The organism is Pedobacter sp. Leaf176 (assembly GCF_001424305.1).
GTDB lineage: Bacteria > Bacteroidota > Bacteroidia > Sphingobacteriales > Sphingobacteriaceae > Pedobacter.
This window is the reverse complement of record NZ_LMPD01000002.1, coordinates 207,443-228,368: the sequence shown is the minus strand read 5'-3', so window position 1 is coordinate 228,368 and position 20,926 is coordinate 207,443. Positions and strand designations below refer to the sequence as shown.

The 20,926-nt window shown below is 36.4% G+C and carries 16 protein-coding genes; 6 read left to right on the top strand and 10 right to left on the bottom strand.

Going from position 1 to position 20,926, the window contains the following annotated elements; translation table 11 throughout:
- Window positions 1-51 precede the first annotated feature (51 nt).
- Complete coding sequence (locus ASF92_RS06420) at window positions 52-828, bottom strand: LexA family transcriptional regulator (RefSeq protein ID WP_056089641.1); 777 nt, start codon at window positions 826-828, stop codon at window positions 52-54.
- A gap of 133 nt (window positions 829-961) precedes the next feature.
- Between ASF92_RS06420 and ASF92_RS06415 the strand changes: the two genes are divergently transcribed.
- Window positions 962-1,312 (top strand): GIY-YIG nuclease family protein, encoded by a 351-nt coding sequence (locus ASF92_RS06415; protein ID WP_056089638.1) that lies wholly within the window; start codon window positions 962-964, stop codon window positions 1,310-1,312.
- Between the two features lie 164 nt (window positions 1,313-1,476).
- On the opposite strand, the gene bla is transcribed toward ASF92_RS06415, so the two are convergent.
- The 3 genes from bla to ASF92_RS06400 all read right to left on the bottom strand — a co-directional run bounded on the left by bla (window position 1,477) and on the right by ASF92_RS06400 (window position 8,123).
- On the bottom strand, window positions 1,477-2,343 hold the full coding sequence (gene bla / locus ASF92_RS06410) for a subclass B3 metallo-beta-lactamase (RefSeq protein WP_056089635.1): 867 nt from the start codon (window positions 2,341-2,343) through the stop codon (window positions 1,477-1,479).
- 63 nt (window positions 2,344-2,406) lie between these two features.
- Window positions 2,407-5,556, bottom strand: coding sequence for a basic secretory protein-like protein (locus ASF92_RS06405; RefSeq protein WP_056089632.1), 3,150 nt, complete (start codon window positions 5,554-5,556; stop codon window positions 2,407-2,409).
- 122 nt (window positions 5,557-5,678) lie between these two features.
- Window positions 5,679-8,123 carry a transglycosylase domain-containing protein gene (locus ASF92_RS06400; RefSeq protein WP_056089628.1) on the bottom strand — a complete coding sequence of 815 codons (2,445 nt, stop codon included), beginning with the start codon at window positions 8,121-8,123 and terminating at the stop codon, window positions 5,679-5,681.
- A 127-nt stretch (window positions 8,124-8,250) separates the two neighbouring features.
- Between ASF92_RS06400 and ASF92_RS06395 the strand changes: the two genes are divergently transcribed.
- The 3 genes from ASF92_RS06395 (at window position 8,251) to ASF92_RS06385 (ending at window position 10,839) form a co-directional block, all read left to right on the top strand.
- Window positions 8,251-9,129, top strand: coding sequence for a polyphosphate kinase 2 family protein (locus ASF92_RS06395; RefSeq protein ID WP_056089626.1), 879 nt, complete (start codon window positions 8,251-8,253; stop codon window positions 9,127-9,129).
- Window positions 9,130-9,191: 62 nt separating this feature from the next.
- A complete protein-coding gene (locus ASF92_RS06390) occupies window positions 9,192-9,656 on the top strand; it encodes a VOC family protein (protein ID WP_231729757.1) in 465 nt (154 codons plus the stop codon).
- Between the two features lie 100 nt (window positions 9,657-9,756).
- Window positions 9,757-10,839: a PAS domain-containing sensor histidine kinase gene (locus ASF92_RS06385; protein WP_056089622.1), complete on the top strand. Its 1,083-nt coding sequence runs from the start codon at window positions 9,757-9,759 to the stop codon at window positions 10,837-10,839.
- Between the two features lie 646 nt (window positions 10,840-11,485).
- Here ASF92_RS06385 and ASF92_RS06375 read toward each other — a convergent pair.
- Window positions 11,486-12,151: an HAD family phosphatase gene (locus ASF92_RS06375; RefSeq protein WP_056089616.1), complete on the bottom strand. Its 666-nt coding sequence runs from the start codon at window positions 12,149-12,151 to the stop codon at window positions 11,486-11,488.
- A 101-nt stretch (window positions 12,152-12,252) separates the two neighbouring features.
- Between ASF92_RS06375 and ASF92_RS06370 the strand changes: the two genes are divergently transcribed.
- Window positions 12,253-13,065 carry a murein L,D-transpeptidase family protein gene (locus tag ASF92_RS06370; RefSeq protein ID WP_157263750.1) on the top strand — a complete coding sequence of 271 codons (813 nt, stop codon included), beginning with the start codon at window positions 12,253-12,255 and terminating at the stop codon, window positions 13,063-13,065.
- Between the two features lie 3 nt (window positions 13,066-13,068).
- Here ASF92_RS06370 and ASF92_RS06365 read toward each other — a convergent pair whose 3' ends face one another.
- Together ASF92_RS06365 and ASF92_RS06360 are read right to left on the bottom strand one after the other, a co-directional pair.
- Window positions 13,069-13,587: an RNA polymerase sigma factor gene (locus ASF92_RS06365; RefSeq protein WP_056089610.1), complete on the bottom strand. Its 519-nt coding sequence runs from the start codon at window positions 13,585-13,587 to the stop codon at window positions 13,069-13,071.
- Window positions 13,588-13,938: 351 nt separating this feature from the next.
- The gene (locus ASF92_RS06360; RefSeq protein WP_056089608.1) at window positions 13,939-14,571 is read right to left on the bottom strand and encodes a phosphatase PAP2 family protein; all 633 of its coding nucleotides are present in this window, start codon (window positions 14,569-14,571) and stop codon (window positions 13,939-13,941) included.
- 251 nt (window positions 14,572-14,822) lie between these two features.
- Between ASF92_RS06360 and ASF92_RS06355 the strand changes: the two genes are divergently transcribed.
- The gene (locus ASF92_RS06355; RefSeq protein WP_056089605.1) at window positions 14,823-16,229 is read left to right on the top strand and encodes a DASH family cryptochrome; all 1,407 of its coding nucleotides are present in this window, start codon (window positions 14,823-14,825) and stop codon (window positions 16,227-16,229) included.
- Between the two features lie 566 nt (window positions 16,230-16,795).
- Here the strand turns inward: ASF92_RS06355 and xylA are convergent.
- From xylA to ASF92_RS06340, 3 genes are all read right to left on the bottom strand, one after another.
- The gene (xylA, locus tag ASF92_RS06350; RefSeq protein ID WP_056089603.1) at window positions 16,796-18,127 is read right to left on the bottom strand and encodes a xylose isomerase; all 1,332 of its coding nucleotides are present in this window, start codon (window positions 18,125-18,127) and stop codon (window positions 16,796-16,798) included.
- An 18-nt stretch (window positions 18,128-18,145) separates the two neighbouring features.
- On the bottom strand, window positions 18,146-19,624 hold the full coding sequence (locus ASF92_RS06345) for a xylulokinase (protein WP_056089600.1): 1,479 nt from the start codon (window positions 19,622-19,624) through the stop codon (window positions 18,146-18,148).
- Between the two features lie 803 nt (window positions 19,625-20,427).
- Window positions 20,428-20,655 (bottom strand): hypothetical protein, encoded by a 228-nt coding sequence (locus tag ASF92_RS06340; RefSeq protein WP_056089598.1) that lies wholly within the window; start codon window positions 20,653-20,655, stop codon window positions 20,428-20,430.
- Between the last annotated feature and the right edge of the window lie 271 nt (window positions 20,656-20,926).

The window sequence follows — 20,926 nt, the reverse complement described above, 5'->3', positions numbered from 1 at the left end:
TAATAGATACCAAAATGGCTTGCAGGTTTAATTCTATTTTGTTAAAAGATGTTAATTCTTGTTTAATTGCGAAATCGACTTTTGCATTTGAGACATCATTTGCGTCAGGGTTTCAATTGTAGGGTCTGGTGTAGGTTCTGGCAACGATGTAGATATATAGGCCTTTGCTTTCCATATTTCTAAGATATCGTCTGCAGCGATGGTATACGGGTCATAAACTTTATTATCTGAGATTAATTTAAGGTCCTTATTTTCCCTGAAACGATTTCCTGCGCGTTTGTAAACAACGCCTTCGTTTTTACTGATTATGATATAGGTTTCTCCGGTTTTTACTTCACTCCAGTTCTCTAAATATTCACCGATAATGACACTTCCTGGTTGAACGGGAAGCATACTATCGCCCATAATTTCGAAAGCGCGAAAAGTTCCCTGACGTAAAGCCGGAATTGGCAATTGAAATTTAGGTAAATCACTTATATATTGAGGATCGGAAAAGCCGTTTAAATAACCCGCGCTTGCTTTAACCGGAACGAGTTCTATATTTTCATTGTCATTCGCATCCACTGAAATACTTAGCACCCTCAGATTAGAACCAGAACTTTTAGGTTTAGGTTTCCAGCTGTCAGAAATCTTTTCGTTTATGAATTCATCAATGGTTAGGTCGAAATATTCAGCTATTTTTTTTAGTAATTCATATTTCGGCTCGGCCCTGTCTTCCTCATAAGCGCCAATAAGCGATCGCTTAATTTCCATAATGTCTGCGAACCCTTGTTGTGTATGGCCTTTTTTCTTTCTTAGGTACTTTAAATTATTCGAAATATTTGACATAAAAATAAATTTTAAAATAAATTTGGTTTTACTAAAATAATTAGTAATTTTATGCTCATAAAGTTAGTAATATTATTTTGATTTGCAAGTAGGTATACTAATTAGTTTAGTTTTAATTTTTAAACAGGTCATTATGAAAAAGTTTGTTTACATTGTTACGGATAGAAATCGTACAAGCATGCATGTTGGCATGAGTTCAGATTTGATTAAGACATTAGATTTTTATAAGCAGATGCCAAACTTATTTTTCGATAATGGCAAACAATTAACTCGTTTGGTTTATTTTGAAGAATTTAAAACAGAAGCACAGGCTTTGAACCGTTTTAAATTGGTTAGCAGATTTACCCGCATGCAAAAAGAGCGTCTCGTTAGATCATGTAATCCGGATTGGATAGATTTAACAGTTGGTCTGGATTTTGAAAATATCTTATTGCATAGAAATATCACCAATCAGGTTAATATTGCTTTTAATAGCTTATCTTAAGTTATCGGGGTATTTCTCCTAAAAATAGGTATGAAGCAGTCTCACAAATCAATTTATTTTTGAATTTATCAAGGAGCCTGTCGGACTTTTTTTAAAATTCGATTTTTGAAGTCTTTTCAACAACTGTGGTAACGTCAAGTATTTTGAGACAAGCCATTTTGCAGTTAATGTGAGTCGATTTTTATTTTTTCTTTGAAATCGTTTTCCAGGTCTTGGAGGTTTTTTAAATATAATTTTTTATCCATAAAAACTTTTGGATTGTAAGCATCTCCTGGTTTACGTTTCTCGTGAAGATTAAATTGGCTTGCATGCGAAGCAACCCATAGATTGAAATCGATATTTTTCATTGCCTTAAAAGTTTCTGCGTAGTCTCTTTCAATATTCCGATAGGAAGCTATGTCTGAAAATTTTCTATCTGTAATTATAGAAGGCATATTAGCAATCAGAATTTTGTATTCTGAACTTTTATCTTTTGTATTAAACAGGAAACTGCATGAACCTTTAGTATGACCTGGATGGTGAAGCATGGTTAAAACCGTGTTACTTAATTTAATTTTATCATTATTTTTCAAAAGAACATCAGGCTGAACAGGCTTAAAAGTTACACCATATTTTCCCATTTCGTAATCAGTTGCGCCACCTGTTTTAAGAATATCCGCATCTTGATCATCAACATAAAGTTTTGCACCGGTTTCCCTTTTAATCGCTGTCAAAGCACCGGTATGATCGAAATGAGCCTGCGTTAGGAGTAATATTTTGATTGATTTATAATCAAAACCCAGTTTTTTTATATTCTGTTTTATTATAGGTAGTGAATTGGCCAGACCAGTGTTTATTAATATGCTTCCCGCATTGGTTACTATCAGGTACGAAGCCAGGTCGTAGGTACCAACATAATAAAGATTACCCGCAATTCTAAATGGTTGTGTAGCCTGCGACCATTCCTTCGGATTATTAAGTGGCTCTTTTACAGTTTGGGCAAAGCCCGATAATCTGAAAAATAACATAATGAGGAAAAGTATCCTTTTCATAAGTCATATCATAATTAAATTAATCATTAAGGTTCAATTCTAAACCATGTTATGACAATTCGTTTACCAGCCGGGAGCAAAGGTTAAACCAAACACCCCGGTTTTAACATCCTTACGTTGAAATGGAATCGCGTAATAGGGTTCCAATACGAAATAACCAAAAACGTTTACGCGTAATGAAATTCCGACACTCATCACCGGAACCCTTTCATTGCTGGTTTGATTCGTGCCCACAACCTGTCCGTTGGGATCTAAAATTGGCGTAAACGTATAAGTCGGCTCACCTTTGAAGGCGACTTTTGTATCATTTGTCCAGGCCACGCCTGCGTCGAAAAATAAATTTAAGTCTGTAAATAGAAACTTTGAAGGTATGGCTGTTAGTTTTTTCGGACCTGTAAATGGTAAACGGACTTCAAAATTGAATACAGCCAGTTTACTTCCACTTAACTGGTTAATATCATAATTATTTCCTATAGATGAAGAGCCATTTTTGTAAATTGAATTGGCTTCATAACCACGGACTAAGTAAGGATATCCAACATACATTGGATACAACCTATCTGCGTCATTACCGATTCTTAAGACATTATACGACCGGGCAGCGATTGTTATTGGCTTGATTCGCCAGTATTTTCGTAAATCGGCTGTAACTCCTGAAAATTTATATGTTCCAAAGTAAAGTTCTCCACTAACCCGATACCTGAATCCATCAAGTGGCGCAGTTAATCCAAAAATTGAATTGTCTCCTATGAAACCTGCATTCAGTTGGTATAAGGTAAAGGAATTAAATGGCACGCCATAATCGATTGACGCTTGTTCATTTGACAGTTTACTTCTTTCGGAACCAAGATAATAGCCGTCTGTACTGTAGTAATTGCTATATCTATCGATGCGATAACTATAATGTGAAAATGCCCCACCTAACTCAAATCGATGAATTTTGCTGAAAGGGTAAGAACCAAATAGCTGCACCTGGTCTTCGAAAGTTCTGATGATATCGGATCGATAATTAACGGCATCTGTAGTTGTATTTCCGTTAGGGAGTTTCTCAAAACCATAAGAACTGAAACCTGAAACATAAGGAATGTGAGATACCGCGGCGCCCCAGTTAATTCTGCTCTTTTGATTAATATAGCCAACTAGTCCCCCAAAGTCATAAATTTCACCGTTAACAGATAGGTTAGCTATAATCTGGTTTCTTCCAAGTATATCACTAAACATACCGATAATTCCACCTTGTACACCAGTTCCAAAACGGCTTGTCGAAACGCCAACACCACTATTAGCTAGATAATCCAACCTGAATTTAGGTTTGTAAGGAACGGTTTTCATGGAATCGGCTACAATTTTTTCAAATCTTTCGAAGTTATTCAAGTTGGAATTGATAATGTTAACACCGATATTTTCCATCGGAGGAAGTATGGCAGCATCAAAGTTTTCTTCCTGGTTATTAACTTTTTTTGATTTAAAGCCATCTAGCTTTGCATTGTAGAGCGTATAGCGCTGGTAGCGGTAATAGCTATAAATAATATCGTTTGTTTGTGAAACTGAAATGGCAGGAGAAAATTCCGTTATACCACTGATACCTGTGAAATAATCAGTCAGTTGGTCTACAGAATTATCCGCAAATGTATATTTATATAAATTTCTGAAACCATCTCTGTTAGACAGGAAATAAATATTTTTACTATCCGGAGAGAACTGAGCATTAAGATTATTAGCGCCTGGAAATACGTTAAGATTATTGACTGTTTTAGAGGCAATGTCGAATATCGCTAGATTTATCGGGTTTACTGCGGTAATATTTTTATTTTGAATAGCAGCCCTGTCTGAAGAAAACACGAGTTTAGTGCCGTCGGGAGCATAACTTGGTGCGTAATCTGAGAAAATATCGTTAGTAATTTGTGTTACTTGCTTCGTATCCAGATTATATGAAAAAATATCACTCTGACCTTCAACCATTCCTGAAAAAGCGATGTCTTTCCCATTAGGCGACCATGTTAGATTACCAAATTGTGTTACCGCCCCCATAGCCGTCTGAGATATAGTAGATCCATTGCTTACATCAATAATCAGCATCTGGTTTTTACCCTGGCTAAAAATACTGAATGCAAATTGTTTGCTATCAGGAGACCATGCGCCCGCAGATTCAATAAAGTTAAAATCATCAATATGTCCATTTGAGATTTGACTGGTTAGTTTTCTGATTATTCTTCCCGTTTTAGCATCTGCGAGGAATAAATCGATACCAAATAGATCCTTTTCAGACATGAAAGCGACATATTTTCCATCGGGACTGATAGCAGGTGCAACATTCATATTTCCTGCATTTTTATTATCGATTATTTTTGTTCCTGTGATTTTTATTTGTGAACTATCAGCCTTTAACATCGGCTTATAGTGAGCGTCTATCGTATTTTTCCATAAACCTGATAATGTTTTGTCGTCATAACCGAACATATACTTTATTGCATTCTCATAACCATATTTTGCAGTGTTTTTGAACAAAGGAACAATGGTTGTGTCGCCGTATTGAGATCCTATATAAGTCCAGAATGCCTGGCCATACCGATATGGGAAATACTTATTAGAATTCGTTAAATCCTTTAATGATGGGATATCCCGGTTGAGCATAGCGTCACGCATCCACATTGATGTAAATGCATCTCGTTTACCGATAGATAGATATTCTGCCATGCCTTCAACCATCCATAAGGGTGTTTGACCAACATTTTCCAGGCTTATAGAATCTTTTTCAAGTAATAAATGATATTGAAATGCATGTACTAATTCGTGTCCCAGTACGTGCCTGGTCTGACTATTTAATTCCATTACGGGCATTATTACCCTGTTTTTTAAAGCTTCTGTCATACCGCCTGTTCCAACACCTACTTCTCCATTAAGTGCTGTAGTTTGTTGGAAATCAGGGTGGTTATTGTAAAGAATTATTGGATTTTTTTTTAAAAATGTATCCCTGAAAACTTCCTGATGCATTTTATACCAGGTTTCGGCGTCCTGAGAAAATTTCTTTAATAAGCTTTCATTTTTGAGATAATAGTAGATTTCAAAATGTGGTGTCTGTAACACTTTAAAATCGAGGTTTTTGTACCTTACTTTATTTTGGCCAAAATATTGCGCCTGAACAGAAAAGGAGAGTTGAGTTAAAAGCAAAGCAGTTATAAATTGCTTTAAAATAGTAACGCTTATTTTCATACGTTTTAGTTTGATTTATGCAGTATAATTATGAACTGAACTAATATTATTGTAAATAGAAAATAGCGATTGTTCAAATCACTATTTTTATTTAACAGTTTTCAAGAAAATCAGTAGTTATACTAATTATTGCCGTTTTTCTTTTTCTCACGTTCTTCCTGCCGCTGTTTTCTTTTTAGGTCCCGTTCTTCTTTTTTGGTTAATGGTACAACTGCGGGCTGGACAGGTGTTTCAGGCTCCGGCTTTTTATCGTCTTTTTTTACTTCAGTTTCTGTGGGTTGTATCGGCGTTGCAGTTTCGGGAATTGAAGGATCTGCAATGTCAGTCGAATCTACTAAAACACTATCGGCAGATGTTGTATCTTCAACAATTCTTGGACTTGGGCAATTGATTGTTCTCGTGATATCGACCGTAGCTTTAGGGAAAGCTCCGTAGGTATAACCCGAAGTTGGATCATGATAGACCTTTTCCATAAACTTCGCGAAAATAGGCAATGCAGTTCTCGAACCTTCACCTTGTTCTCCGTTTTTAAAATGTGCCGTACGTTCGTCGCAACCAACCCATACGCCCGTAACCAAATCTTTGGTAATTCCCATATACCATGCATCGACATAATCAGACGATGTACCGGTTTTGCCACCAATTTGATTGTTTTTTTTCCATAAATCCCATTCCCACAAAGCTTGAGACGTACCACCAGGCTCTTCCATCCCGCCGCGGAACATGTATAACATTAACCAGGCAATTTCTTCTGTTAAAACCCTTTTAGTTTTTGGCTTAAAGTCGTCAATTACGTTATCGTCCTGATCTGTGATTTTTTCAACCAAAATTGGGTCGGTTTTAACACCTTTGTTTAAAAATGTACTGTATGCTTTAACCATTTCGTAAACGGAAACATCATTGGAGCCTAAACTAACAGATGGTACAGATTCTAAATGACTATCGATACCACACTCATGTGCCCACTTGACTACATTGTCCCAACCTACCTTTTCTGTTACCTGTGCGGTAATTGTGTTTACCGATTTGGCCATGGCCCAGCGTAAGCTCATATCCCGGTAGCTAACGCTGTAATCCGCATTTTTTGGTTCCCAGTATTTAGTTTGCCCTTTATCTTGGTAAGCAATCTTAACAGGCTTATCTGTAAACTTATCACAAGGATTCATACCCTGTTCTAAAGCAGTTAAATAAGCAAACGGCTTAAAAGTCGAACCAGCTTGTCTTTTGGCTTGATTTACATGATCATATTTAAAAAACTTATGGTCGATGCCACCAACCCAAACTTTAATTTTGCCACTTGCGGGTTCCATAGTCATCATTCCTGTATTCAGAATTTTACCATAATATCGGATGGAGTCAATGGTCGAAAACAACGTATCCCTGTCGCCTTTATAAGTAAAGATTTGCATCTTCTTTTTTTTATTGAAGTATGCTAAAACCGAATCTGGACTGCCCGGAAATTTTTTTTGAAGGAGACCGTAAATCGGTAAATTTTTCATTGCCCTATCCGGATAATCTACTTTCTGCTTTTCAGAATCATACCAGGGATCTTCATTACCCCATACGCTGTAAAACCTGCGTTGTAATGTTTTCATCTGTTCCTGAACCGCTTCTTCAGCATATTTCTGAAGTTTTGAATCGATGGTTGTGTATATTTTTAAGCCATCTTCATATAAATCGTAGCCATTGTCTTTACACCATTTTTCCAGGTATTTTGCAACTGCTGCACGCAAATAAGAGTCGCCATCACTACCATCCTCCATTTTACCTTCCTTGAGTTTGATCGGTAAATTCGACAATTCAGCTAAACTATCTTTACTCAAATACTTGTACTTGTTCATTTGATTTAACACCGTATTACGCCTTACTAAAGCTCGTTCAGGATTCTTTGTTGGGTTATAATACGACGTTCCTTTTAACATTCCGACCAACAAAGCAGACTCATTGATTGACAAATTTTTGGCTTCTTTATCAAAATAAATACGACTGGCCGTTTTTATTCCATAAGTATTATTTCCAAATGAAACCGTATTTAAGTACATGGTGATGATATCATTTTTGGAATAATTTGATTCCAGTTTAACAGCTGTCAACCACTCTTTTAATTTAAATACAATTGTTCTAACCAAAGGTATTTTTGAGAGAAATCCTTGAGACTTATTATAACGGGTGCGGTATAAATTCTTAGCTAGTTGCTGAGTAATGGTGCTTGCGCCACCGTCTTTACCAAAACCAACAACAGCCCGTCCCACCGCCTGAACATCGATACCCCAGTGTTTGTAAAAGCGAACATCCTCAGTTGCAACTAATGCATTTAAAACGCTTGGCGCAATTTCACTATAGTTAACCGGAGTTCTGTTTTCTTTGAAATACCTTCCGATAAGTTTTCCATCCGATGTATATAACTCAGACCCGACCCTCAATGTAGGTATTTTGATGTCATGATAACTTGGTGAATAACCAAATAGCCATAAAAAGTTAAGTTGAAGCGCAGAGAAGAATATTATTATAAAAAAAACACTGATTGCCGAATAACGTAAGTACTTGTTTTTTATCTCTTTAAACATATTGGTTAAGATGATGTATTGAAAAATGCTTTGGTGTTAAATATAAAAAACTATAAATGCAAATTAACGTATTAAATTTACTTATTTTTTAGTCTATATTTAAATAATTGATTGTGCGATTTAGAATATGAAGAACGAATTTAAAAGCCTGGTTGTACGTGGGACTAACAACTTTTCTATAAAAAAGGCTAAAACTGATTATACAGGTGATTATAATAAAGAAACAGCTAAAGATGCCCTGATAAAGTCAAAAATTGAGGTTAACCGGCTACAGGAAAAACTGTATGCGTCCGGTACTCACGCACTTCTGATTATCTTTCAAGCAATGGATGCAGCAGGGAAAGATAGCGCGATAGAACATGTTATGAGCGGTTTAAATCCACAGGGCTGCCAGGTTTTTAGCTTTAAAGTACCAACTGCTGAAGAATACGAACATGATTTTTTGTGGCGGCATTATAAAGCTCTGCCGGAAAGAGGGCGAATAGGCATTCACAACCGGTCACATTATGAAAACGTTTTGGTTTGTAAAGTACATCCAGAATATATTTTAAGCGAGAACATTCCAGGTTATTCCGTTTTGGAAAATATAGATAAAGATTTTTGGAAACAGCGCTATCAAAGTATCCGGAATTTTGAAGAACATCTACTCGCAAATGGAACCCAGATATTAAAGTTTTTTCTGAATGTTAGCAAAGAGGAACAGAAAAAGCGATTTCTGGATAGGATAGAAGACCCCTCAAAAAACTGGAAATTTTCTTCAGGGGATATAAAAGAAAGGGCATTGTGGAATGATTATATGAAAGCCTATGAGGAAGCGATTAACGAAACAAATACTAAAGATTCGCCCTGGCACATTATTCCCGCTGATAAAAAATGGTTCGCCCGCTTAGCAATAAGTGAAATTATTGAAGAAAAATTGAGGAGTTTAAATTCGAAATTTCCTGTTTTGGGGGAGGAAGAGCAGGTTAAATTAAATGAGACGAAACTTGCCTTATTGGCAGAATAAAGAGTTAATTGATTTGAAAGCCTTAAGAGCCTACTAATCCTATTTTTGCTAAAAAAAAGATAATGAAATTTTATACTTATTTAATATCCATTTTAACTATTATACTTCCTTTTCAGAAATCTATGGCTCAGAAGAAAAATGAGAAGTCGGCAGCAGTTTTAAATCACATAGCTGTTTATGTAGCTGAATTGAACGTTTCGACAGATTTTTATAAAAGCGTTTTTGATTTAGCTCAAATACCCGAGCCTTTCCACGATAATAAGCACACCTGGTTTAGTCTTGGAAATGCAGGTCAGCTACATCTAATAGAAGGGGCCAGGCCTAATGAAATTTATGATAAGAATGCGCATTTATGCTTCAGCGTATTTTCTATAGATGATTTTATAAATAAATTAAAAACCAGGAATATAGAATTTGAAAATTGGGCCGGTACAAAAATGGAAGTCACTTTAAGGGTGGATGGCGTCAAACAAATCTATTTCAAAGATCCCGACGGGCATTGGCTGGAAGTCAATAATGCAAGATAATTTAATTAATAATCCTGCCACACGAATTTAATATAACCATCATTTAAAAAAATGATTAAATTTGATGTTTAATTGCTTGTTGTTAAATGAGTAAAAAATCATGACCGAATTAAATCCAGAACTCTTTTGCCATATTGGTAATTCATCGAGAGACATTTTTTTTATTTTTAACGTTGAAGAAAATTATTTTTCATACTTAAGTCCAGCATTCGAAGTTATTTGCGATACAGCGATTGATTATGTTAAAACAGATCCTTCGTCGCTCTTAAAATTCATTCATGATGAAGATAAAGCACATGTTTTAGATTGCTATAATGAATGTATTGGTGAAGATGTTCCACGTAAATATGAATTCAGGATTTTTTGCAGCGAGACGCAGATAAAATATCTACGCGTAAGCACTTACCCGATCATGATGGATGGAAAGCTGACGCAGCTTGCAGGAATAGTAGAAGACGTTAGCGTAGCTAAACATAACAATTTCCATATCGAAAAAATTAATGCACGCAAGAATACTGCGTTGGAAATAGTTTCTCATGACTTGAAAGAACCTTTGGCAATGATTAGTATGGCAGTTTCTGACTTGCTAAACAATAAACTTTTCAATGGTCAGGAAAGGATCCTTAAGTCATTAACATTTATAAAGGATATGTGTGAGCGCAATATCCTTTTGATTAGAAATTTAATCAATTACGAATTCTTAAAATCATCGGAAGTTGAAATTCGTAAAGAACGTACAGATTTAGTTAAGGAAATTAAAGACGTGATTGGCTTTTATCAGCATGCAGAATTAAATTTATTTAGAAATTTCGAATTCGTAAGTTCTGATAAAAAACTTTATGCAAAGATAGACAGCATGAAGTTTATGCAGGTGATTAACAATTTGATATCCAACTCAATTAAATTTACACATGCAAATGGCAATATAAAAGTTGTCGTAAAAGACAATGGTGAAACCGTCTTAATTATGGTAAGTGATAATGGAATCGGCATTCCAGACCATTTGCAGCCATTTTTGTTCGAACGTTTTAGCATAGCAATGCGTGAAGGTTTACATGGAGAAGACTCCTGGGGCTTGGGTATGGCCATCATTAAGTCGATTGTAAATCTGCACGATGGAACAATCTCGTTTGAAAGTGTAGAGCATGTGGGCAGCACCTTCTACATTACAATTCCCAAATAATCGTTATTGTATTTAAATTTATTTTCTGACTCGACAAGAGATTTTCAATATTTTGTTCATTATACATGAATAGTTATTGATTGCTATATCATTCTGGTATTCACTTTATTCATACCTTATTAATATTTAATGTTTTATATAATTTAGTGTCAATCATTAAAGCTTATCAGGATTGAAAGCGTGATTAATTTAGAGGATTGCAGGTTATTTCTTAACCTGCAATTTTTATATGCTCAAATCAGAACATTTAAAAATTTTTATGGTCATAAAAAAAGTTAATTCGAATACGCCGACCTGGGAATTGGAACGTATAAAGGAAGGGGATATAATAACCCTGCAGAATGGCAAATTTGGCGAAGTTTCAAAGATACAAATCATAAATTCGGGAAGTCAGAAAAAATATTTCTATAAATTGAAAAATGATGGGACGATCTTTATCTTAAGATAAATAAGAAAACCTTGCTTTTGCAAGGCTTTCTTACTGGTTCAATGCTTTGATATGGTGTGCCTGCCCTTCGCGGATGCCCCGCTCACAGGACTTATTTTTAGGGTGAAACTTTAATGACAACAATTTATGAATTGAAAGGTTTTTTACATAAAAAAATTATAAACACCTGTTGAAAACTGTTGATAACTTTAAATGCTTTTAATCTATTAAATCAGTGAAAATAGGGTCGGTGTAGTCTGAAACTACTTTTAAGACATTTGGATAGTTTAAGAATTCTTCTGCATTATGTGCTGTACTTAACACGATACATTTCATATTGGCACGCAACGCCGCTTCAACCCCTTTAGGTGCATCTTCAAGAACTAAACAATCTTCAGGCTGAACGCCTAATGCTTCAGCGCCCTTCAAGAAGGTTTCAGGATTTGGCTTACTGGTCTCTACATCGTTAGCACTAACGATCGCTTTGAAATAGGAACGTATATTCAATCCATCCAATACAAAATCGATATTGAAAGGTATAGCTGCGGAACCGATCGCCATTAACATGCCTGATTTTTCTGCATTAATTAGAAACTGGCCCAAACCCGCTATTAAAGATAAATCCTGAGCATAGCCCAGTTGATAAATTTTTTCCTTTTTTATAGAAATTTCATCAAGCTGTTCTTGAGTAAAATAATCATCTCCAAACACCCTTTTGAGCAGCTCATCGTTTTTGCCGTACATCTGTTTTTTAACCTCCTCATAACTGATATTCGCATTTAAGTCGTCATTTAGAATTTGATACCATGCTTTATTATGGTAGTCCATATCATCTATCATTGTTCCGTTAAGGTCGAAAAGAAGGGCTTTGGGTTTAAAATGCATAGCTTTTTAATGTAGAGCAAACTTACAAAATCCAATTGTTTATTATAAATTATGATGGTTTTAAGCCGCCGATAAATTATATTTATTCTAAATATTTTTTTATGAGATATCTAAGTTTCCTCTTTGTTACTTTTATTGCATTACTGCTCTTATCTTGCAAGCTAGATAAGTCAGGTCAATTTGCAGCTAATGGTCCAAAAATTTTATGGGATGATAGCATGATTAAATTATTGCCATCCGATTTAGATACCACGATTATTGTTTTCGACGCTAATAATAAGCCACTCAAATTTAGAGAATATATTAAACCTGTCTTTGATAATGTAGCTGTAATTTACACTGAGGATGGTAAATGGAGGTTACAGCGGTTTACCAAAACCGGCCTGGATTCGCTAAATAAAGATGATTTAGCTCCTGGCAGATCTAACAGATTTATTGCTTTTAAACATCCAGATACTTCAAATAACGTTAAGGATAAGTTGAGAAAAATAGCAAACACACTTTCTATGGCCGATTACATACTTGTGGTTAAAAGCACTCGAAAAATGTATGTGAAAAGAAAAGGTGTGGATGTTTTAAAATTCAACATTAACTTAGGGGGGAGGCCTTTGGGTAACAAGGAGTTTGAGGGAGATAGAAAAACGCCTGAAGGTATTTATCACCTCGATATGAAATTTGAGAGGGTAGATAAATTTTACAAGAGCTTTTTTATTTCTTATCCAAATGCGTCAGATAAACAACGGGCTATGAAAAAGGGGCTTAAACCAGGTAGCAATGTGTTAATACATGGAACAAGCCCCGAAAGATTATATTCTAAAGATTGGACGAATGGTTGTATTGCATTAAAAAATGATGAAATGGATTCACTGTTTAATTATGTAATGGATGGAACCTTAATAGAAATCAGGAAATGATTATTAGCCACGCTCGTCTTTAGCATAGGTTTTTAAATACTTTTTCAGCATTTCTCTGGCAACAAATATCCGGGTCTTAACGGTTCCAAGTGGAATTTGGAGCATATCAGATATTTCATGGTATTTGTAACCTTCAAAATAGCGTACAAAAGGTGTATGATATGCTTCAGGTAAACTTGCTAATGCTTTATTGATGTCTCCCACTACAAATTTTCCTTCAGCATGATTTCTTGTCGCGCTATGCGCTAAATTAATTGAGGAAATTTCGTCCGTTTGCGTTATCAATGCCCTTGTTTTAGCTATCTTTCTGTAGTTGTTAATAAAAGTGTTCCTCATAATAACAAACAACCAGCCTTTAATATTTGTTCCTTCCTGGAAATTTTCGTAAAATCTAATGGCTTTAACTAATGTATCCTGAACTAAATCATTGGCATCTTCGATGTCATTTGTAAATTTTAATGCGTGCGATTTCAGTGAAACTGAATGCGCATTTACTAGGTGGTTAAATTCGAATGCAGTCATGTTTTTATAGGTTTTAGGTACCTATTGTTTAACAAAACTTATACCATGACTATATAATTAGTAGTTTAAACCAAATCAATTATTGGTCTATAAATGCCCCATATTTTTATTTAGGCTACTATTCTTCTGGGTAACTCTGTTTTTAAAGCAATTAAATAGCGTATAAATACCCTGCTTTTTAGTATTTTATTCAAATTTAAGTATTAAGCACTTTGTACTGTAGTGTAGCCATTATATAAGCTGTTTATGTATTTTCATTATAATTAGCCCATTGATTAAAATTTTTGGCTTTAATCCTAGCCATAAACATCAATATCAAGATACGCATGAGGTATGGTAGACCATGGTTAATTATATACTTTTCTTTTTCAGGTAAAAATAGGTAAGGGGATATAAGCAAATTAAGCCCAAGAAAAAACCTCCTAAAGTATCCGTAAACCAATGGGCGCCAAGGTAAATTCTGGATGGGGCGATCATTACAATCAGGAATATGGATATAATAATGACTAAACGCCTCCATACTGCTGGTATGGTTTTTAAGTTTTTCATTAAAATGATTAAGAAACCGAAAAACAGGACATAAGATAATACATGTCCACTTGGAAAACTTTGAAATCGATTGATTTCTACTAAACGTACATAGAAGCTTGTTGGCCGTGGCCTATTAATTAAATTCTTTACGGCCAATATGATTAAGCCGGAACAAAGAATTAACGTAATAAAATAGCTTTCCCTTTTAAACTTATTAAAATAAAAAATTGCAGCAACCACTAAAACGGAAACCAGAGACCAGGGTAGTTCTCCAAATACACTAATTGAAAGCATGAGGTAATCCAACCATTTTGACTGATATTTCTGTACATCCTGAGAAACTTTAATATCGAAAGGAGTAATTGGATTAAGGGAGATAAAAACACCAAGTGTAATAAAAGAGATCAACAGGATAAGAAAAATTGTAATTATAAGTTTTGGGTTTTTAAGCATAATGTAGTGAATATAGCCTCAAATCTATAAAATTTATCATTTTCTACGTTCAAAACCCGCACTTCTTTTAGGTTCTTACTCAAGAATTAATAAAGTTGGTTGTGTAGACAGGGTTCAGTTCGCCACATTTTAATTTTTTCAGATTCCCTTAAAAGGGTTGTGACAAATACACTAAAATAAAGCTATTCAAGATTGAAGAAAACATAAGTCCAGAACAATTGTTGAATAGCAACACAAACGAGTAATAGGGTATGGAAAAATGCGGTCTGGTCTGGTTTAAAAATGATTTAAGACTACATGACAACGAAGCATTGATAAGAGCCCAATCGGCATGTGACTCACTCTTGTTTTGTTATTGCATTGAGGAGAAAGATTTTAAAATGTCAGTTCACGGTTTCCCAAGGTATGATATCGTCCGTTTCAAATTCATGGAGCAATGTGTAACTGATTTAAAGGACAATCTTGAAGCCTTAGGAGGCCATCTCGTTATTGGGGAAGTGTCTGCAATGATTACTATACCGAAGCTGATCGAGGAATTTAACATAACGGATGTGTATGCGGAAGAGGAATATGCCAGCTACGAAATGCAACTGGTAGATGACCTGACGAAAGCACTGCCAAAAACCCGCTTTCACTTTTTCTGGGGTAAAACGCTTTATCATAAGGAGGATATACCTTTCAAAATTGACAAAATTCCGCTCACTAGCAAGGCTTACAGAATCGCGGTAGGGAAATCCGCTGCTCCCCGGGATATCTTTGATATACCTAAGCCATTTAAATTTGAAAATAAAGTACAATCTACTGGATTCCCCTCGTATAAACTTTACGGCTATGAAAAAAGTGACTATGAAAACTCAAAACCTTTGGTTATTGGCGGGGAAAATGCTGGATTGAAAAGGATTGAATATTATACTTTCAAATCCGAACTGCTCACAGGATATAGGTGGAGCAGAAATCGGTCAGATGGTTTGGATTACAGTTCAAAATTTTCTCCATACCTGGCGTTGGGTTGCGTATCACCTAGATTAATTTATCAAAGAGTAATGGAATATGAAGAACAGGTAAAAAAAAACCAGAGCACCTGGTGGCTTGTCTTCGAACTGGTGTGGAGGGATTATTTTACGTTTAAGGCAATTCGCGTTGGCAATAGCTTATACCATACGAAAGGTTATCAAAACAAGGAATTTAAATGGGAGAATGATCCATCTGAATTCAGGAAATGGTGCCAGGGAAAAACTGGTATTCCATTTGTCGATGCGCACATGCGACAGCTTAACCAGACCGGGTTTATGAGCAACAGAGGACGTGTAAATTGTGCAAGTTATCTTATACATGACCTCAGGATAAACTGGACCTGGGGCGCGGCGTATTTCGAATCCAAACTAATCGATTATGATGTAAGTTCAAACTGGATGAACTGGCATATGCAGGCCTTTGAAATTTGGTACACCAATCCCGTTCACCAAGCAAATAAGTATAAAGCGCAGGACTTTATCCGTCGGTGGATACCCGAACTTTCTGGAAGGGATGATATTGAAGTTTTAATACCTTGGGAATTTGACATACCCGATTACAGTGCTCCTATTAAAGTCTATGATAAATGGAACAGGGCAATTAACTTAATCCGTAATGGACAGGATAAGTTGAGCAATTCTTAGATTTTTTGTGCGACAATCAGTGACGTATTACTTATGAGCACTATTATATTATCAAAAATTTCAGGCACGATGAATTTTGCTGGTCGTTTTTAAATTATTAAAAAGTATTCTTCTATTTCAGGGTTATACAGACCGGTGCGATGATGCGCACTAGTTGGCTTTACTTATAATAACGATTTACTTTAAGGTTATATTTAAAACATAAGGTCTGAACGTTATGTCTTCTTTATCGCGAAGATGAAGCGCTAGCCGGGGGGCTTCCTTAGATTGAAAGACCTAATACAAAGGTTGACTTGCTTACTCAGACCAACTTTTTTCTTTGTATTAAGGAAATCAGAAAAGCCCTGATTGCCTATAGGGAGGTGAGCGTTCAGCAGAAAATTATTTTTGAAGCTATGTGATGCATTTCCTCTCTTATGGATATTAAATAACTAAAGGATTCTACCATTTTATCAAATGATTGGTTCTTACTGTTTGTTGATTTATGATGCAGAACAGGGGAGTCCTCCGGATTGCCTGGTCAGACAATCCGGACTAAAAACTATGGACATTCCTCTAATCGCTAATTAAATATATCTATTTATCAAATTTTCCAGATATTCCTGTCGTCCGCTTATCGAAGCAGGTTCACCCATTTGTACAGCGATGTCTCTTAATTCTTCTAATGAAAGCTTTCCATTTTCGAATGCTTCCCCATGTGCATCATCGAAAGACCGGTATCGGTCGCTTCTAACTTTTTTATAGTCTGACTTTGTTAAAATTGCATCTGCCGTAAGCAATGCTCTAGCAAAAATATCCATACCACCAACATGAGCATAAAAGAGATCTTTAGAATCGGTTGAGTTTCTGCGTATTTTAGCGTCGAAATTAACCCCGCCTCCCTGAAGACCTCCACCTTCGAGTATGATGAGCAGCGATTCTGTGAGTTCATTGATATCATTTGGGAATTGATCAGTGTCCCAGCCATTTTGATAATCACCTCTGTTCGCATCAATTGAGCCTAAAAGATTATTATCTACGGCTACCTGAAGTTCATGCTGAAAGGTATGGCCTGCAAGGGTGGCATGGTTCACTTCCAGGTTCAGCTTAAAGTCAGCGAGTAGGTCATATTGCTGAAGAAATCCTTTAACCGTTGCTGCATCGTAATCGTATTGATGTTTAGATGGCTCACATGGCTTAGGCTCAATGAAGAAAGTACCGTTGAAACCTTGTTTTCTGGCATAATCTTTTGCGGTATGTAAAAATCGGGCCAGGTGTTCCTGTTCCCTTTTCATATTCGTGTTAAGTAGGCTCATGTAGCCTTCACGTCCACCCCAGAAAACATAGTTTTCACCTCCAAGCGCAATGGTGGCATCGATTGCTGCTTTTACCTGCGCAGCGCCGTGAGCAAGCACATGAAAATCTGGATTTGTGGCGGCGCCATTCATGTAACGGCTGTGACTGAATAAATTTGCAGTGCCCCAAAGTAACTTCACACCACTATCCTTTTGCTTTTGTTTCGCGTATTCTACCAGGATATTCAGTCTGCGCTCATTTTCAGCTACGTCATTTCCGTAATCGACAACATCTACGTCATGAAAGCAATAATATGGCATCTGCATTTTAGTAATGAATTCAAAAGCCGCATCCATCTTGTCTTTAGCCCGCTCAATAGGATCTGTTTTTGTTTCCCAAGGGAAGAAATGTGTTGGCCCACCAAATGGGTCGCTGCCATTTCCATTAAATGAGTGCCAGTAAGAACAGGCAAATTTAAAATGCTCATTCATGGTCTTGCCCGCAACTATTCTGTCTGCCTCATACCACCTGAATGCTAATGGATTATCGCTCTCCAACCCTTCGAACTGAACCTGGTTTATCCCTTTGAAGAATTCTTGGCTTCCTGTAACTATTTTTGTCATCGCTTTAAATTTTTTTTATTAAATGATTGTATTATCTAAAATTTCTTTCCAGTCCGTATAGACTTGTTCATATGGGCTTTGTTGCTGGGGTTCAACCCGTCGGATTAATTCGTGTTTACAGAAAGCCTCTCCCGGATCCCTATAAATTCCTGCGCCTATTCCCGCGCCCAATGCAGCACCCACACTTCCATTGTTATCATAAAGCTCAAGTGGTACCCCGGTTAAATCTACGAAGGCGCGTGCAAAAACATCGCTAAGGAATAAATTGGCACGGCCAGCCCTGATTACATTAGGTTCAATTCCATTTTCGCGCATGATGTCTAAACCATATCGGAAAGAACAGGCGATACCCTCCTGTACCGAACGGAATATATCGCTTTGGGTATGTGTATTTAAGTCAATTCTATGAAATTGAGCTCCAGTAAACTTGTTTCCAAGCATTCGCTCTGCACCATTTCCAAAAGGCAACACTCGAATGCCTTTACTGCCGATAGGCGCGGAAGCGGCCATCTTATTTAATTCACTATACTCAAGATTCGGTGCAAAATTATGCTTAGTCCATCGGTACATACTTCCTGTTCCATTGATACATAAAAGTACACCTGTATGTTTCTGTTCCGGAGCATAAGTTACATGTGCGAACGTGTTAACCCTCGACTGTTTATCGTAACTTAAATTATCGCTAACGCCATATATTACACCTGAGGTGCCTGCAGTTGCAGCAACTTCGCCCGGTCTGAGCACATTTAATGAAAGTGCGTTATTAGGCTGATCGCCGGATTTATACGCGACCGGGATACCCACGCTAAGTCCTAGCAAGCTTGCCACTCCCTCTTTTAAATAGCCATGATCGGAGAAAAGCGGCTTAACCTGAGGAATTAATGTGCGATCAATTCCGAAATATTCCATTACATCACGGGATATTTCGTCGTTTCTGAAATCCCAGAAAATTCCTTCGGATAAGGCGGATATACTTGTTGTAATTTCTCCCGTAAGTTTCATGGAAATGAAATCACCGGGCAACATGATTTTATCTATATTTTGGTAAATTTCAGGCTCATTTGCTTTTATCCAGGCGAGTTTAGAAGCGGTAAAATTTCCCGGAGCGTTCAGTAAATGGCTTAAGCATCTTTCATGGCCGATGCTATTGAATGCATCTTCCCCAATTTTTACCGCCCGGCTATCACACCAGATAATGCTGTCGCGCAAAACACGCTGTTTTTTATCGACGACGACCAATCCATGCATCTGGTAAGCAATGCCGATTGCCTTGATGTCTTTTGGATTATATAAGCCTGTTTCGTTGAGCTTTAAGATTGCCCGTTGGGTATTCTGCCACCAATCTTCTGGCGACTGCTCTGCCCATCCTGCTTGCAGAGACTTAATTTCCACTTCGTTTTCCGGGTAATGTGACATTGCCAAACAATGCTGACTGGCTGCATCAACCACCGAAACCTTAACTGAAGAGGTACCTACATCAATGCCTAATAAATACATATTTTAATTTTTACTGGGGTTAATAATATATACACATTTACTTTTTAATGGAGATACTTATGAACGTAACGCTTCCAAAAAAAAAAATTGAAGATTTTTAAATAGGTATTCATTTGTTTCCAGAAAAGTTCTGAAAATTTTTTCATCATCATAACAAATGGTTTTTACATTGACGCTAAGCTATGCACTTAGTTTTGTAATGACAATTACTTTTCAGGTCAAATCTTCAGATTATTAAATCCTACGTTAAATCTCAAACCATCTTATAAGATATATGATTCAAGGTATATGATGTTACGTATGACCCTGAACGAAGTTTTATACAAGAATTACTTGGATTCCATTCAAACTTAGTAAAGAAAATTTGCCAGAGAAAACAGTGTTGGATTTTGTGGCGCCCGGAGAACAATAACCGGAAGCAGATCATCAACTTTTTAAAGTATTTCCTAATCAGGAAATTTTGGCGACCAGTTCTGGAGATCAGCAGAGAATGGCGGACAGTTAGCTATCTGCTGGGAAATAAAAATTATTTTAGACACCAAGTCCTATCAATCGCATGCTTTGTTTTTAATGCGATGAGCAAGAAATCTGAGTTGAATTCAGACAATGGATAATTCCGTACCGAAATTGCGGTATATTTTAATTATTTTAAATACCCAGAATGGGAATTATCGCGTTGCCACATAGTTAATCAATCTTCGGCGAAACCAATAGATAAAGGTAAGTTGGTCAAATAGTTTAGACATGATGGGATAAGATAATTGCGCATTAAGAACTTACAAAGTGCGGTACAGCAATGTGCTTTATTGCTGAGGTTCCGGGGGTGTGCCCATGCTGGTACTGTCTTCTGCGGTGCCGATTCTGCTTTTTGCAGTCCCGTCTCCACCAAAAGAATCCAGTCGTGAACTGTCGGTTGCCGTTTTATCTGCAACAGAGTCCTGAACAGCAGAATTCTTTTGTTCCGGGGACCCGCAGGCAATGAACAAACTACAAAATAATAATAGTGAAACTAACCTAATTGGATAATTCATTTTTCTCAAATTTAAAGCGTAAGTCAAAATTAATTACTATCGATTTAACGACTATTTTTTTACCATTCTATATAATGGGATTTTCACCAAATTGGTTGCATGATTCCTATAATTAACTGGAAAAAAAGCGAACACCTTTTTAGGGATGTCCGCCCTTCTCATTAACTGTAAACCACACCCATCCAGATGTTTAAAGACATTACAAATTTATTAATCGAAATTTAATTTGAATATTAAAATGGCGAAACGGGTATTTAAAAACCCATTTTCA